The 16,421-nt window shown below is 33.2% G+C and carries 18 protein-coding genes and 1 pseudogene; all 19 read left to right on the forward strand.

Annotation, left to right across the window (positions count from 1 at the left end):
• Positions 1-953, forward strand: a 953-nt coding sequence (locus IA57_RS03940) for an ATP-binding protein (protein WP_036119582.1), incomplete at its 5' end; no start/stop codon positions are given.
• A gap of 150 nt (positions 954-1,103) precedes the next feature.
• The gene (locus tag IA57_RS03945; RefSeq protein WP_036119584.1) at positions 1,104-1,856 is read left to right on the forward strand and encodes a hypothetical protein; all 753 of its coding nucleotides are present in this window, start codon (positions 1,104-1,106) and stop codon (positions 1,854-1,856) included.
• Positions 1,857-2,353: 497 nt separating this feature from the next.
• The gene (locus IA57_RS03950; RefSeq protein ID WP_131505668.1) at positions 2,354-2,743 is read left to right on the forward strand and encodes a hypothetical protein; all 390 of its coding nucleotides are present in this window, start codon (positions 2,354-2,356) and stop codon (positions 2,741-2,743) included.
• A 557-nt stretch (positions 2,744-3,300) separates the two neighbouring features.
• A complete protein-coding gene (locus IA57_RS03960; RefSeq protein WP_036119592.1) occupies positions 3,301-3,939 on the forward strand; it encodes a hypothetical protein in 639 nt (212 codons plus the stop codon).
• Positions 3,940-4,083: 144 nt separating this feature from the next.
• Complete coding sequence (locus IA57_RS03965) at positions 4,084-4,671, forward strand: XAC2610-related protein (protein WP_036119596.1); 588 nt, start codon at positions 4,084-4,086, stop codon at positions 4,669-4,671.
• A gap of 496 nt (positions 4,672-5,167) precedes the next feature.
• Complete coding sequence (locus tag IA57_RS03970) at positions 5,168-5,815, forward strand: hypothetical protein (RefSeq protein ID WP_036119599.1); 648 nt, start codon at positions 5,168-5,170, stop codon at positions 5,813-5,815.
• A gap of 118 nt (positions 5,816-5,933) precedes the next feature.
• The gene (locus IA57_RS03975) at positions 5,934-6,374 is read left to right on the forward strand and encodes a hypothetical protein (protein WP_036119602.1); all 441 of its coding nucleotides are present in this window, start codon (positions 5,934-5,936) and stop codon (positions 6,372-6,374) included.
• Between the two features lie 133 nt (positions 6,375-6,507).
• Positions 6,508-6,990 (forward strand): hypothetical protein, encoded by a 483-nt coding sequence (locus IA57_RS03980; RefSeq protein ID WP_036119605.1) that lies wholly within the window; start codon positions 6,508-6,510, stop codon positions 6,988-6,990.
• Between the two features lie 236 nt (positions 6,991-7,226).
• Positions 7,227-7,622 (forward strand): hypothetical protein, encoded by a 396-nt coding sequence (locus IA57_RS03985; protein ID WP_236625370.1) that lies wholly within the window; start codon positions 7,227-7,229, stop codon positions 7,620-7,622.
• A 216-nt stretch (positions 7,623-7,838) separates the two neighbouring features.
• On the forward strand, positions 7,839-8,258 hold the full coding sequence (locus tag IA57_RS03990; protein ID WP_036119611.1) for a hypothetical protein: 420 nt from the start codon (positions 7,839-7,841) through the stop codon (positions 8,256-8,258).
• A gap of 159 nt (positions 8,259-8,417) precedes the next feature.
• Positions 8,418-9,692, forward strand: coding sequence for a hypothetical protein (locus IA57_RS03995; protein ID WP_131505669.1), 1,275 nt, complete (start codon positions 8,418-8,420; stop codon positions 9,690-9,692).
• Between the two features lie 175 nt (positions 9,693-9,867).
• A complete protein-coding gene (locus IA57_RS04000) occupies positions 9,868-10,260 on the forward strand; it encodes a helix-turn-helix domain-containing protein (protein ID WP_036119634.1) in 393 nt (130 codons plus the stop codon).
• A gap of 14 nt (positions 10,261-10,274) precedes the next feature.
• Positions 10,275-11,123 (forward strand): IS3 family transposase, encoded by an 849-nt coding sequence (locus IA57_RS04005; protein WP_036119613.1) that lies wholly within the window; start codon positions 10,275-10,277, stop codon positions 11,121-11,123.
• Positions 11,124-11,196: 73 nt separating this feature from the next.
• Entirely contained in the window at positions 11,197-12,153 is a 957-nt protein-coding gene (locus IA57_RS04010) for an NYN domain-containing protein (RefSeq protein ID WP_036119615.1), read from the forward strand.
• 811 nt (positions 12,154-12,964) lie between these two features.
• Positions 12,965-13,564, forward strand: a complete 600-nt coding sequence (locus IA57_RS04020) for a hypothetical protein (protein WP_131505670.1) — start codon at positions 12,965-12,967, stop codon at positions 13,562-13,564.
• Between the two features lie 227 nt (positions 13,565-13,791).
• On the forward strand, positions 13,792-14,643 hold the full coding sequence (locus IA57_RS04030; protein ID WP_036119626.1) for a hypothetical protein: 852 nt from the start codon (positions 13,792-13,794) through the stop codon (positions 14,641-14,643).
• The gene (locus tag IA57_RS12625; protein ID WP_036119629.1) at positions 14,644-15,096 is read left to right on the forward strand and encodes a hypothetical protein; all 453 of its coding nucleotides are present in this window, start codon (positions 14,644-14,646) and stop codon (positions 15,094-15,096) included.
• 535 nt (positions 15,097-15,631) lie between these two features.
• Positions 15,632-16,024: a helix-turn-helix domain-containing protein gene (locus tag IA57_RS04040; RefSeq protein WP_036119634.1), complete on the forward strand. Its 393-nt coding sequence runs from the start codon at positions 15,632-15,634 to the stop codon at positions 16,022-16,024.
• A gap of 164 nt (positions 16,025-16,188) precedes the next feature.
• A pseudogene (locus IA57_RS12695) lies at positions 16,189-16,421 on the forward strand (IS3 family transposase); the annotation flags it as partial.

Genomic DNA, 16,421 nt, shown 5'->3' on the forward strand with positions numbered 1-16,421 from the left:
ATTTCAAAAGAGACAAGGACAAGTCTGCAACTTCAAAATTTGTAAAAGATGTAATCTCATTTTCAAATACAATAAGAACAGAAACTTCTTATATAATTTTTGGAATTCAGGAATTGGATAATGGAGATTTAGAAATTAATGGTATAACTGAAAAAATAGATGACGCTATTCTTCAAGACAAGATAAAAGATAAAGTTATACCAAGACCAAAATTTTCATTTTATACTATAAAGCATAAAGAAAAACAATTCGGAATCCTAGAATTTCCAATAGAAAAATACGAAATGCCTATCGTTCCAATTGTAAAAGACTTGAAAGGACTTGAATCTGGAAAAGCGTACTACCGAAATGGAACATCTAACACAGAAGCAAGTACTTTTGATGCTATCAGAATTAACGATTGGTTAAAATCACTACCTCAAAAACAAGAATTAAATTCATTTAATGATGAGATTTCAAATTACATAAGAGAACTCACAAAAGGAGAACAAAAACTATCGATAATTATCTCTGATTTACTTTCCTTATCTAAAAAATATAACCTTGATGAATTAAAAACTTTTTGTTTAAATGAAATACAAGGAATAGATTCAACGAATTCGGAAGGTTCTGAATATAGAATTCAGAAAGTATTTATATCGTGGAATAAAATTGACATAAATCCTTATTCCTTCATAAAGCCATCTGTTTCTTTAGTCATTAAAGAAATGGAAAACAACAAAGAGTTTTTCGAGAGTAAAATTGTAATGCATCATCCAATTATTGAAATAGAAAGTACATTAGAAAGATTCATTGGCGACCCAAATTCTTATGGAACAATGAAATCTGATACTAAATCAATGCTTGGAATGGAAAAAGCACACGACTTATATATTTATACATTTCCTGATAATTTTAATTCTTTGTATAGAAATATAAGACAGAGAGCAATCGACATATTAATGAAAATATAAAAACTGGCTACAACAATGTATAACCGCAATTACGGCGGATTCGACTACGTCCGAATCCACTCGGAATTGCTAACGCCAGTGCTAAACCGAAAAATTTGCGTACTTTAACCCGTAACTGACGGTTATACGAGACCGTTAGCTACAAGGCGAATGAAAAACTTTAAGAAAATATCATTTTTTGCACTCGTCTTGGGATGGATTGGACAAATTATTACACACATTATTTGGTCGAATTTGAGATACGAAAATACTTCTGGTGGAGATACTGGAGTTGTTATTTTTTGGTCGTCTTTTTTTCTTCTAATCTATTACGGACTATTTATCCTAATACCGAGTAAAAGAATTGCAAAACTTTCCGAAAAAATCGGAATTCTGAACTTTACGCTATTATCCGGATTTTATGCACTAATTGGATTTACAATTTTGATTGGTTGGGGATTTTTGATGTCAAACAATTTTTTAGGCGTATTTTTAGACGCATTTGTTTGCGGACTAATTTTCGGTCTGACTTTTCATCTACTTTGGAATAAAAAGCGGAATGAAATAAAGGAAATACACCTTATTCCAATTCTGACTTTGCCGATTCTATTTCTGTTCGTTTATTTATATGCTTTTCCGAAATTATTACCATCAATTGCATATAATGCTGTTCCTCAATATGTGAGACACGATATATTAAAAAACACCATTCCAAAATTCAAAGTTGGAGATGAATTATCGGAATTACAGAAAGCTTTACCAGGTGAATTTGAATTTGAGGATTGTTATGGAAATCGAGGAGCGATGTTAGAAAATTTTCAATATGTAATAGAAGTTAACTGTTGTAAAATAGTACGAATTGAATATGGACCAAGGCAAAAAAATGGATATACGATGGGTGGAGAAAGAAAGCCCTGTAGCTAACAATGGCTATAATTCATTGCGGTTAAATTCCTTATCGGAATTCAACGCAAATTTGCTATCTTTCGGCTACGGCGGAAAGAATCCTGCGGATTTTTCCGCAACGAAATCATAGCCGAAACCGTTGCCAGCAATGGTGTCTAAAAAATCGCGGAAGCGATTTTGAGCCTCTTTACGCGGACAAAAAAAAGCGGATTAAAAACAAAACTAAAAGAACTTCATAACTGATCGCAAGTAAAACGCAAGCAGTGCGCTGAAGAATAATAAAAGAACTTCCAAGCTTTGCGCTGACATCACTCAGACCCAAAAAATTACGGATATAAACCACAGCAGGCAACAACGGCTATAGTTCATTGCTACGTCATTTTTTGCCTAATATTCCGGGATATTTGTTATCTTTCGTCCACGGCGGAAAAACCTTAACCCTTTTCCCCCGCAACAAACCATAGCCAAACCGTTGTAAAACATTTTAAGAGCACCCTGCAAACATGATAACTGAATTGAAATTACCAAAAAACATACTAGATAAAGCTGTTAAATCAGGACAAGAATTTGGGTGGAAACGTGATGACTTTGTTGATGTCATTGATTCTGCTTTATCTGAAAATTTAGCAATAATTGGAGGACAGGTTCAATTTAAGTTGCCAGACGGTACATGTGAATTATATTGGAAAAGTTATGATTCAAACGACCGATTGCCAGGGGAGAATTGGACAGACTATTGCTTGAGAACTCATCATGAATGTTATGAGAAATTTAAACGGATTGATTCTAATGATATACTAATTAAAGAGGGTATTGATTCTTTTGATTTTTTAAGAGAGAAAAATACAAATGGAGTTGATTTAAATGTATTCCTAATTTTTATTATTTATTTCAAAGATTCATAACCGAATATTAAACTATCAGGATACTATACTGATTTTACGATAATACATAATATGAAAGTGAGTTTGATTAATACAATAAAGAAATTAACTGTATTTGAGATATTTGCAATTTTGATATGTTGTCTTTTAGTTTTTGGTATTCTGATAAGCAATTACGTTGAGAGATTCAGAATGAGTGCTGATTATAGGTGGATTTATGAGAAAGGTAAAATGGTTTCATTCTTCATGATTTATAGTTCACCAGTACTGTCATTTTTTAATGCTTTATTCTTGTATCTAAGACAAAAAATTAGTTTACGGAGAAAGATAATTTGGGGGTTGATAAGTTTGCTTCCGACATTATATTTTCTTGTGATTTTTATAACCGTATTTTTGATAGATTGATGAAAAAACGTTTTACAACATCGTATATAAAACATTTGGCAGTCAGTGAGTTATCGGGCGTTTCATCACGTGTCAAAAGTGATTCTAACTTGACAGGAAAGTGCTTCGAAATGCCAAACGTTTCATATACGTAACCGTTGGCATTAATTAAAACACTAAAAACTAATAATCTTATGAGAAAATTAATTGCATTGTTGCTAATCGGAACACTAATCGGTTCATGTGGAAATTCTAATGAAACTGAAAAGAACTACACAATAATCAAAGAAGACCAAAACGAAAAAATAAAGAAAACGAACATTGACATTCGACTAAAAAAAGAAGTTAATGAAGCTGAATTAAAAGAAATAGCATTAAATATAAAAGAAGAAAGAAAGGGTTTTAAAATGCTATGGATGTTTTACTACCTACCAGGACATAAAGTTGGAAGTGGTGCATGGGCAACAACACATTTTTCCCCTGACCTAGAAGTTAAAATGTTAGGAGCAACTAAAGAATCTTCAGAAGAAATGGAAAAAGTAAAAGTGACGGGTGAGATTATAAATACTTGGTTTGATAATGATGCAATGATGCCGAATAAAGTTTATTTAGTCAAAGAAAACAACAAGCTTTACATGAAAACTTTATATCCAAAAAATAGTTTGACTGATGCTTCTGAAATAATAAATGAAGTGGTTGAAAAGAAAAAAGACGGTGTGACTAGATACGACTATGATAATGCTCATGGAGAATATTATATAGTAGAAAAGAATGGCAACTTAGGAATGTATGGAACAGATGGAAAGTTTAAAGAGGCTGAAAAAGTAAAATAAAAACTAATGCCAACAATGGCTATAATTCATTGTTACTTTGTGCCAAAACCAAAGTTTTGTACATTTACTCGGCTTGATTTCCTAAGCGGAAAAGTCTAACGACATTTTCCACAACGAAATCATAGCCTAATCGTTGCCAGTAATATGAAAAAAACTCTGCTAATATTAATAATTCTGTTTTCGTTTGAACTTTATTCACAAGAAATAATAAAGTTTTCAGATGCGGAATTTGAATTTTGTCTGACAAAAGAATGCGGAGAAACTGACTGTGAAATAACCAAAATTGAGGTTCTGAAAAATGGAATCTTAAAGCAAACTATAAAACCGAGCAAAAACTATTTCAGCAAAACATTTCCAAACGACCAAATTTTCGCAATTGAGGATATGAATTTTGACGGAAAAACGGATTTTAGGCTAATGGAATTTCTTCCTGCTGGACCGAATGTTCCTTTTCTATTTTGGATTTATAATCCGACAAATGAACTCTTTGAAGAAAACAAAGATTACGGAGAAATAACTTCACCTGAATTTGATTACGAAAAAAAGCAAATAAATTCGACTTGGAGAAACGGTTGTTGCGAACACGGACGAGATGTTTATGAATTGACAAACGGAATTCCAAAATTAACCGAAAGATTTGTTATTGGACATAATTCGGAGGACAAAGAATATTACGAACATTGGAAAGTTGAAAACGGAGAATTAAAACTAATCGAAAAGACAGTTGAATAAAATACTACTGGCAACAATGTATAACCGCAATTACGGCGGATTCGACTACGTCCGAATCCACTCGGAATTGCTAAAGTCCGTGTCAAACCGAAAATTAACGCATATAAACCCGTAACTGACGGTTATACAAAACCGTTGCCAGCAATGGTGCTAAAAAAATCGCGGAAGCGATTTTGAGCTTCTTTACGCGGACAAAAAAAAGCGGATTAAAAACAAAACTAAAAGAACTTCATAACTGATCGCAAGTAAAACGCAAGCAGTGCGCTGAAGAATAATAAAAGAACTTCCAAGCTTTGCGCTGACATCACTCAGACTCAAAAAAACTTACGGATGCAAACCACAGCAGGCAACAACGGCTATAGTTCATTGCTGCGTCATTTTTTGCCTAATATTCCGGGATATTTGTTATCTTTCGTCCACGGCGGAAAAATCTTAACCCTTTTCCCTCGCAACAAACCATAGCCACACCCGTTGTGCGTCATACTGAAAAAACGAAATGCCAGAATTAAGCAACATACAGACTTATGAAAAATTGAATGGTAATGATATTAAACCATCTGTTCAAAAGTTCGCCAAAGTTTTGGAGCGAATCGGTATATGGAATTCTGACCTTAAAGAACAATTTGAATCATTGAAATGGACAGAAGAAGATAATGGATTTGTTTACCTTTCTAACTCTGACTTTGGATTTTACAAAACTAATTTTTCAGAAATTAAGGTACGACCACTTTTAATGGCTTGGACACCTGCAATTGACAAAACTTTTAAAAATAATTGGATTTCTTGTGACTTACTAATCGAGACTGAAACAATACGAAATTTTGAAAATGGAAATTATAAAGAATTGACATTTGAACTAATTAAAAAGCTCGTGAAAGAAATGGCAAAGGAATTTAGCGAAACTGGAATCTATTTCACTGACGAAGCTCAAGATGGTGAAGATTTTGACGGAATTAGAACAATTGACCAAAATAAACTTTGGAATTTTGACTATGCACTAATCCCAAAAAAACTGAAAGAACTTTACGGAGAAAATCCGAAAAACTATAATATTAACGAAACTGACAATTGGATTGAATCTTGGAATTCGGACAATTGGAATGAAAAAATAAAAGTACGAACGCACAACAATGGCTATAAGTAATTGCTCCTACTCGCCTACTTCTGAAAATCCTCGCGGATTTTCAGTTTGGTGTGTACCTGCAAAGTTAAGTGCTAAACCACGCAACTACTCATAGCCGGGACCGTTAGCCACAAGTTGAATGAACAAACTCATTAAAAAACCGCACCTGATTTTTTGGACATCAATTCCAATAATAATTTTATTCGGAATTTTGACAAAAGCTGATTCCTTCGGATTTAATGTTCACGACACTTATTTCGTAATAGCAACGAATCATTTAATAATTCTGATTTCAGTACTTTTTGGAATAATCGGACTTGGATATTGGATTATGCTAAAAGCCAACAGAAAGTTATCCAAATGGCTGAATTTAATTCACATTACGCTGACTTTTGGCGGAATTTTACTTACTTGGCTTTTGGCTCAATTTTTCCGTGAATCGATTGCGGAATATGAGTTTAATGATAATCTGACTTTATCAATTTATATTTTAGTTTTAATTGCAATTTTCGGACAAATAGCTTTTCCGATTAATATAATTGGCGGAATAATTAAAAAAAAGAATAAAACCAGTGGCTAACACCGGCTATAGTTCATTGCTTCGGAATTTCATAACTGAAATTCCTCGCGCTTTTGCTATCTTTGGTTCACGGCGGAAAATCCTCGCGGATTTTCACGCAACGAAACCATAGCCAAACACGTTGTAAACAATTATGAACGAACGCGAAGATTACTTTAGAATTTCTAAAAATGGAAACATTCACACGTTGAGTGACAGAATTCCTTTTAAATGGAAAGAATTGATGATTTTTACTTCTGCTTCTTTCATTTTCCTGATTCTATTTTTTGGTTGGTTTGTGGGACTTTTTATCGCAATTCTGACTTTAATCTGTTATACTTTTTACCGATTTGCTTCGTGGATTTATTATTCGGAACTAAAAATTGATGAGAAAAGTGGAAAATTAACTCGACTGAAAAAAATACTCGACCGAACTCAAAAAACGGAATTGATATGTGATAAATTTGACCCAAACCGATTTCAATATACTGAGTTAACTCGGAGTGGAAAAACAAAATTTTTAATGAATTATCGGACACATAAAAACAATGAATTACTAATTTTAAAAAATAAAGCGGACAAAGAACTGATTGAAAAATACATCGCTGAAAAAATAACTGTTTACAACAATGTATAACCGCAATTACGGCGGATTCGACTACGTCCGAATCCACCCGGAATTGCTAACGTCAGTTCTTAACCGAAAAATTTGCGTACTTTAATCCCGTAACTGACGGTTATACGAGACCGTTGGCAATAATTATGAAGAACCCGATAATCATAACAATATTCATTCTGATTTTTTCAGCAAACAAGGTTTATTCTTGTTCTTGTGAAAAATCAAGCATTAAATATGGATTTAAACATTCGGACTTGATTTTTACTGGAAAAGTTGTGGAAATAAACGAAGGAAAGGTGTATGACTCAATCCCAAGCTCAACTGAAAAAGGAAAATATTACGTTCGAGAAATTAATAGAATTGAGTTTGTCTTTAAAGTTACCGAACTGATTAAAGGAAAAGAAAAATCGGATTTTATAACTATTGTGACTTCCGGTGGCGGAGCGGATTGCGGAAATTATTTTGACCTGAACTCGGAACATTTGATTTACGCATACGAAACGGATTTACAAGTAAACACTTTCGACGAGAATAATAAAGTTGAACCTTATTTTTCGACTGACCTTTGCACTCGGACTAAAAACCTGAACCGAACAAAGAAATCGGAAATAAACCGATTGAAAAGATTGAACAAACGGAATAAAAAATAACTATTGCCAACAACGTGTAAAAATAATTGCTTGGTTCTAGCCTACTCGGAAAATCCTACGGATTTTCCTCTGGTTCGCTCCATTTTTAGTAAGTTAGTTGCTCGCACACGCAACTATCCTTACACAAACCGTTGGCAGTAATTAAACTCACTCAAATCTGAACAAAATATAACGCAACCTTTTTAATAAAACACCATCTATAAATAAATTGGAATTATGAAAAATGGAATTTATAAAATATTATTAATAGCAATCTTATCTTTGACTTTCGCTTCTTGTAACAATGATGACGATAATAATGATATTCAAAGTCTGAATGGAGATTACAGCGGAACTTTTACGGTTGAATATTTAAACGGCGATACTTTCTCAAATCCTGTAACTGTAAGTTTCGGTGAGGGAAACAATTATCAAAGTAGCGGAAATGACGATTACTTTCCTGCTGGAGGTAGTGGAACTTATCAAAAGAGTAATTCAACAATTGAATTTTATGACATTAATTATTGGACTGCGAATTTTGACCCGAATTTAATATTAGGTGGAGAATATGAATACTCAAAAAACGGAAATGAATTAATTATTTCAGCGAATAGAACTGAATTCGGATTATACAAATACGAACTGACAAAAGAATAATAACTACTGCCAACACCGTATATAATTTATTGCTAGTACTAGCCTACTTACGAAAATCCTCGCGGATTTTCTATTCGGTTTTTATTTGCTAAATTACGTGCTAAACCACGCAACAAACCATATACAAACACGTTGGCAGTAATATAAACAACTACAAAAATGAAAAGAAGCTACATATTTGAAATATTATCTCTTGATTCAAGTGGAAAATGTACAATTAAATCAAGTCAAGCATTAGCTTATTCATTAATGTCCAATAGTAGTTTATGGAGTTCGCCCAAAATCAGAGACAATAAAATTCACGATGAGGCACTTGGTATAACCTTAGTAATAAATGAAATTGCTCAAGAAGAAGAAGAAGATTTTAATATTAAGAACACAATGATTCTTAAATTAAAAGGAGATTATGAGGTTGTAGAACAAATAAGATTAAATCTTTTAAAACATCTTCAAGCAGTTGGTTTAGACCAAACCTATGTTCTAACAGACGAAGTATCTTCAAAAATAGCTTGTGAAATTTACCCCAAAGTCAATGATGTTGAAAATGGTTTAAGAAAATATCTGATGAAGTTTTTCATTACTAAACTTGGACCGAGTTGGTGGAACGTAACCGCTGATAGTGAAATGAAAAAGAAAGTAAATCAGCGTAAAAACAATGAATTATTCTTTTCAAATTATATTGACAATCGTGCATACTTAATTGATTTTGGGGAATTAGGTAAAATTGTACATTCCCAATCTTCAGGATTTATAAGTAAAGAGGATATTGTTACAAAAGTATTAGAATTAGAAGAATCTGAAGAAGCGATAAAAAAATTAAAAACAGAGTTAGAAAGTAATTATACAAAGTTTTTCAAGGATACTTTTAAAACCAATAATTTTCAACAAAAATGGGAAGAATTGGAAAAATTAAGACATAAAGTTGCTCACAATAACCTATTTACAAAAATAGATTTAGAAAGAGCTGAAGAATTAACTAAATCACTTATAGACATAATTAACTCGGCTAACGATTCAATTGATACTATCCAATTTGATATTGACGAAAAGGACATCTTAAAGGAAAATATTTCTTCTAGCCTAGAAACCTATGAAGTAATCACAAAAGAAGAATTACTAAGAAAACTTGATGAAAGTGAAAATTGGGCTCGAAGAACAAGGGATAATTTTGTTGGTTTAAAACATTTTGTGACGAACTATTTAGGTTCTATTGGCTATGATTACCGTTCAAGTTATGATTTAATAAATCAATTAGAAGAAGAAGGAGAAATTGAGCTATATGAATACCAAGGAAGAAATAATCTTTACCCAGTAACAGCCATAAGAAAAAACATAACTAATGGAACTTTATCCCAAAATGACTCATTAAAAGAAATCAGAAAAGAATTAAAATCAGAAGAAAAAAATACTACTGCCAACAATGGCTATAAGTAATTGCTTGTTTTCGCCTACTTCTGAAAATCCTCGCGGATTTTCAGTTTGGTGTGTACTTGCAAAATTAAGTGCTAACCCACGCAACTACTCATAGCCGAGACCGTTGGGCATAATTTAAACCAAGGCATCGTCCTGAAATAGGTTGACTAAAAAATCATTTAAAATTAGTCAACATATGGAACAACAATCAAAATCATCCTGCCAAAAAAAAGCCTATCAAAAAGTAGGGTTTGAACTCAAACTTTTAATCATTGACCAAATTCATAACGGACAGATCTCTGTCAATTATGCAGCTAAAAAATATCAGGTTTCTAGAAGCTCTATTCAGTATTGGATAAAAAAATACAGTACCTTAGAGCAAAAGAAATTAGGAATGAGCAAAAAAGACGAGATCAAAAAACTTAAAGAAAAGATTGAAGAACTGGAGTTCGTAAAGGACTTCCAACAGGACATCATAGCTGACATGGAACTCATTACAGGCGTGGATATGTCAAAAAAGTCATTGCCCAAAACATTAGCAGACGAGATAGAGAAAAAGAAACAAAACCGTTTAAAAGAAAATGGTTAACTACATGTTTTGGGATATCCAAACAAGCCTTTTATAAACGCTTAAAATCTTATAAAAACAAGCAGATTAACGAACAAATCTTATTACAACTAGTCAAACAATGTCGTAATAAAATAGGACAACAAACTGGTGGTAAAAAACTTTATGACCACCTAAAAAAAGACATGAAAAATCAGAACATAAAAATGGGAAGAGATAAGTTTTTAATATTCCTCAAGAACCATAACCTACTGGTTAAGAGAAATAAAAATTATCATATCACAACCAATTCTAAACATCATTTCTTTAAATACAAGAACCTGGTGAAAGATAAACTACCTACCAGAGCTGAACAACTTTGGGTAACAGATATAACATATATCAAAACCGAAAAAGGACACAACTATCTGGCCTTGGTAACAGATGCATACTCTAAACAAATCATGGGATACCAACTAAGTAACCACATGAGGACAGAACTATGCTTAAATGCGCTTAAAATGGCTTTAAATAACAGGAAGTATCCTAATGAAAAACTCATCCATCATTCGGATAGAGGCATCCAATATTGTAATCCTGCTTACACGCAGTTTGCCGAGAAAAACAACCTAACTATAAGCATGACTGAGCAGTACGACCCTTACGAAAACGCCGTGGCCGAACGTATTAACAAAACTCTTAAGTATGAATATGGATTAAAACAAACCATTAAAAACACTAATCTAGCTCAAAAAATGACTAAAAAAGCTATATTTACATACAACAATTTTAGAACGCATTGGAGTCTCAATTTAAGCACACCTAAAATGGCCCACTTAAAACAAAATATAGACTACAAATCGTATCGGAAAAATAATAACAAACTGGAATTTTTAACCATTTAAAATACATCCAAAAATGGTCAACCTATTTCAGGACAAGACACAAGCAAGCGAAAAACCTTAAAACGAATTAATTATGAGTTCAGAAAAATCAAGCAAATTAACACGAATTGGAGTTTTCTACGATGGAAATTACTTTTTACACGTAAGTAATTATTACAATTACGTCCACAAACGAAAAGCTCGAATTAGCGTTTCTGGACTTCACGACTATATTCGACATAAGGTTGCAGAAGTAGAAGGAGATATTTCTGGCTATCGACATTGCCAAATAGTAGATGCTCATTATTTCAGAGGTAGATTAAATGCCTATGAAGCATCCAAAAAATCAAACTCACTTTATTACGATAGACTTTTTGATGACGTTCTAATGAAAGAAGGAATAACGACACATTATTTGCCAGTTAAAACCTCTCAATCTGGAATTCGTCACGAAAAAGGTATTGATGTCTGGCTTGCTCTTGAAGCATTTGAATTGGCATATTATAAAAGATTCAATGTCTTAGTATTAGTGGCATCTGACGGAGATTATACACCTCTGATTAGAAAACTTAATACATTAGGAACAAGGGTAATGCTTTTATCTTGGGATTTTGAATTTCAAGATGATTACGGAAATGAAAGAGTTACAAGAACATCGCAAGATTTACTTGAAGTTGTAACTTATCCAATTGCAATGCACGAGGAAATTGATAATAGAGTAGCGAAAGGCTCTTTTGCAATAAACAATTTGTTTTATGAGTCAACACCTTCTCAGCCTGCAAATAAAATTATTCCGACAGGCACAAATCAAAACGTAAAAGCTAAGAACGCAGTAGCCGAATCCAATCCAAATAATACAGAAGGAGAAATCTTATCAATTCACAATGGATTTGGGTTCATCAAAAAACAACCGAATAATTTATTCTTTCATTATCAATCTGTAAATGGAATAGATTTTAATGACTTGAACGTTGGCGACAAAGTTGTTTATGAAATCGACCAAAATGAAAAGGGTGAAGATATAGCAATTAATATTGAACCGAACGAATAAAAACTATGCCCAACAACGTGTATAGCTCATTGCGGCTGAATTCCTAATCGGAATTCATTGCAATTTGCTATCTTCGTGTTACGGCGGAAAAATGGTCGCCCATTTTCCCGCAACGAGCCATACACAAAACCGTTGCCAGCAATGGCGTCAAAAAAATCGCGGAAGCGATTTTGAGCCTCTTTACGCGGACAAAAAAGCGGATTAAAAACAAAATAAAAGAACTTCCTAGCTGTTCGCAAGCAGAACGCAAGCAGAACGCTAAAAAAGAATAAAAGGACTTCCAAGCTTTACGCTGACATCACTCGGACTCAAAACTTACGGATACAAACCACAGCAGGCAACAACGGCTATAGTTCATTGCTACGTCATTTTTTGCCTGATATTCCGGGATATTTGTTATCTTTCGTCCTCGGCGGAAAAACCTTAACCCTTTTCCCCCGCAACGAAACCATAGCCACACCCGTTGCCAGCAATGGCGTCAAAAAATCGCGGAAGCGATTTTGAGCCTCTTTACGCGGACAAAAAAGCGGATTAAAAACAAAACTAAAAAAACTTCATAACTGCTCGCAAGCAAAACGCAAGCGGTACGCTGAAAAAGAATAAAAGGACTTCCAAGCTTTGCGCTGACATCACTCAGACCCAAAAAATTACGGATATAAACCACAGCAGGCAACAACGGCTATGGTTCATTGCTACATCTTTTTTTGCCTCATATTCCGGGATATTTATTATCTTTCGTCCACGGCGGAAAAATCTTAACCCTTTTCCCTCGCAACAAACCATAGCCACACCCGTTGTGGCTAATTTGAAAATGAAAAGATTACTTCCATATTTTACAATTTTTCTGACTTCAATATTCTTGTTGGCTTTCAACCCTCCAACAAAAGAATTGACGGAATACGGAAAATGGTTAGAATTTCACAAGCTAAATCATTCAGACTTTTCGAAGTTTGGCAATGATGTTGAACGGAAGACCGAATGGTACAGTTTCGACTTGACTAAGGAGTATCAAAATCTATTCAAACCATTTCGAATTTATTCTAGCGACTCAACTTATTTTATTGACTTAGACAGCTACTCATTAGTTCTTGAGAGAGAAAACGAGAAGTTAATATCACACGGGAGCGGAGTTGACATGAAAGTACAAGTAATTAGGACCAATGACTTTCAAGCTACAACACTTCTATTTTGTGGAACTGAATGTTATACCGAAACTGCAAATTGGTTATCTGAAAGTAAGGTTGAAATCCTCGGATTTTCTCATGTAAAGGACAAGTTCGTACCTACAAAATGGACAATTGACTTGAATAACATGCTGTTTTCACAATTCAGAGCAGACAAGACTTATAGTAAAATACCAAAGAGTTATATGGAACTTGAAAGATTGAAAGAAATTGAATTTAAAAAATAAAAACTAGCCACAACAAGGTGTATAGCCAATAGGGCATTTGGAGATAAATTGAAAGTCCTGTTCTTTGAGCAGGCAACGCCAAAACAAAGTTTTGACGTTTAACAGAAAGAAAATTAAAAGTAAAAACGTTTGTTTTGGCTCTGTGGTAAACCGAAAGTGAAGCGCTTCGAATCTGCCCTACTGTCCATACACATAACGTTGGCAATAATTATGAAAAACCGAAATAAATGGATGATAAACTAATCAATTTTCATATTTATAGGTATCACCTTTTACCTATCGAAACAGCAAATCGACAAATTGACTTATTCGAAGATAAAAAATTCACCATAGATGAAATCAAGCAAAGGAAAAACGAATTTTTTGGAAAGGTATTAGATAGTCTAGTTGATTCCAAAAATAATAATCATCCATTGAAACTTGAGCATAATGAAGATGACCATTATCTATTTAAGTTGGCTCAAAAAAAGACTACTACGATAACTCAAAATTTTGAAAATTTAGTTATCGATGACGAACCATATGTTTATGTGATTTTCAACAATAAATCAAACGTTCAAAAAATTGCAATTAGCGATAATAGCGATGCATTTAGCAACCCTGACGTAGTTAAAAATATTTTGAAAAAAGTGTTTAGAAAAGACCTAGAAAAATTTGGTCTTAACATCGAATTGGAAGCACTTTATGACAAAGTAGAGTTTTGGAGTTATGTAGGGAAACATCAAAAAGAAATTACTTATATCAATTTTGAGTTTATTAAGCCAAATCTCGCAAATATTTCAAGTAGTTTACCCAAAGTATTTAAGAACTTTGCGGACAATACAAACAGTCACGAAAGTCACATTACGATAAAAGCACCAGAAAAAGGAACTTTAGAAAATATTACTAAATCTAATGAGGACATTAAGGGATTAGTTGACTACACTTCAGAAGGTGCAGGAAGTATAAAATTAAAAGTGAAAAATATCAGAAAACAATTAAATACAAAAGAAAATCCTGTTATATTCCAAGTCAAAGAACTAGATATTGAAGGTCCTGCTGAACAAGTTATTAAGTTGTATAAAACCATTGTTGAGTAATTGAATACAATAAAAAACATATCGTTTTACATTGTTCTAGGAATAATAATCACATTCCTTGGAAAGTTTTTGGAGTCGGATTTTTTATTTAAATACCTCAAAGACAACATAATTGGATTATTATTAACGCTTTTAGCTATCAATACAGCGACTTTAGGTTTAATAGCTTCTAAAATTCAAGACATTGTAGTTGATTATCCAAAATTTGACTTTTCATCGACAATTAAGGAAATGAAAACATCGCTTTTGGAACAAATAATTTTAATCTGTACGAGTGTAATTACTCTTTTACTTTTAGATAGCAATAAAATTGATTTTGCATATAAAACAGATATTGGAAACGTAATTCTGACAACAGTTCTTATTTATTCAGTTACCATACTTTGGGATACAGGAAAAGCTGTTTTCGTTGTGATAGAGGAATTACAAAATATGAATAAAAATAAAAAATAACTATTGCCAACAATGGCTATAAGTAATTGCTTGTTCTCGCCTACTTCTGAAAATCCTCGCGGATTTTCAGCTTAGTTTGTACTTGCAAAGTTAAGTGCTAAACCACGCAACTACTCATAGCCTAGACCGTTGGCAGCAATGGCGTCAAAAAAATCGCGGAAGCGATTTTGAGCTTCTTTACGCGGACAAAAAAAAGCGGATTAAAAACAAAACTAAAAGAACTTCATAACTGTTCGCAAGCAAAACGCAAGCGGTACGCTGAAAAAAAATAAAAGAACTTCCAAGCTTTGCGCTGACATCACTCAGGCTCAAAACTTACGGATATAAACCACAGCAGCCAACAACGGCTATAGTTCATTGCTGCGTCTTTTTTTTCCCAATATTCCGGGATATTTATTATCTTTCGTCCACGGCGGAAAAACCTTAACCCTTTTCCCCCGCAACGAAACCATAGCCACACCCGTTAGCCACAATACGCAAAAAGGCATCGTCCTGAAATAGGTTGACTAAAAAATCATTTAAAATTAGTCAACATATGGAACAACAATCAAAATCATCCTGCCAAAAAAAAGCCTATCAAAAAGTAGGGTTTGAACTCAAACTTTTAATCATTGACCAAATTCATAACGGACAGATCTCTGTCAATTATGCAGCTAAAAAATATCAGGTTTCTAGAAGCTCTATTCAGTATTGGATAAAAAAATACAGTACCTTAGAGCAAAAGAAATTAGGAATGAGCAAAAAAGACGAGATCAAAAAACTTAAAGAAAAGATTGAAGAACTGGAGTTCGTAAAGGACTTCCAACAGGACATCATAGCTGACATGGAACTCATTACAGGCGTGGATATGTCAAAAAAGTCATTGCCCAAAACATTAGCAGACGAGATAGAGAAAAAGAAACAAAACCGTTTAAAAGAAAATGGTTAACTACATGTTTTGGGATATCCAAACAAGCCTTTTATAAACGCTTAAAATCTTATAAAAACAAGCAGATTAACGAACAAATCTTATTACAACTAGTCAAACAATGTCGTAATAAAATAGGACAACAAACTGGTGGTAAAAAACTTTATGACCACCTAAAAAAAGACATGAAAAATCAGAACATAAAAATGGGAAGAGATAAGTTTTTAATATTCCTCAAGAACCATAACCTACTGGTTAAGAGAAATAAAAATTATCATATCACAACCAATTCTAAACATCATTTCTTTAAATACAAGAACCTGGTGAAAGATAAACTACCTACCAGAGCTGAACAACTTTGGGTAACAGATATAACATATATCAAAACCGAAAAAGGACACAACTATCTGGCCTTGGT

The sequence above is a fragment of the Mangrovimonas yunxiaonensis genome, assembly GCF_000733475.1.
In the GTDB taxonomy this organism is placed as follows: domain Bacteria; phylum Bacteroidota; class Bacteroidia; order Flavobacteriales; family Flavobacteriaceae; genus Mangrovimonas; species Mangrovimonas yunxiaonensis.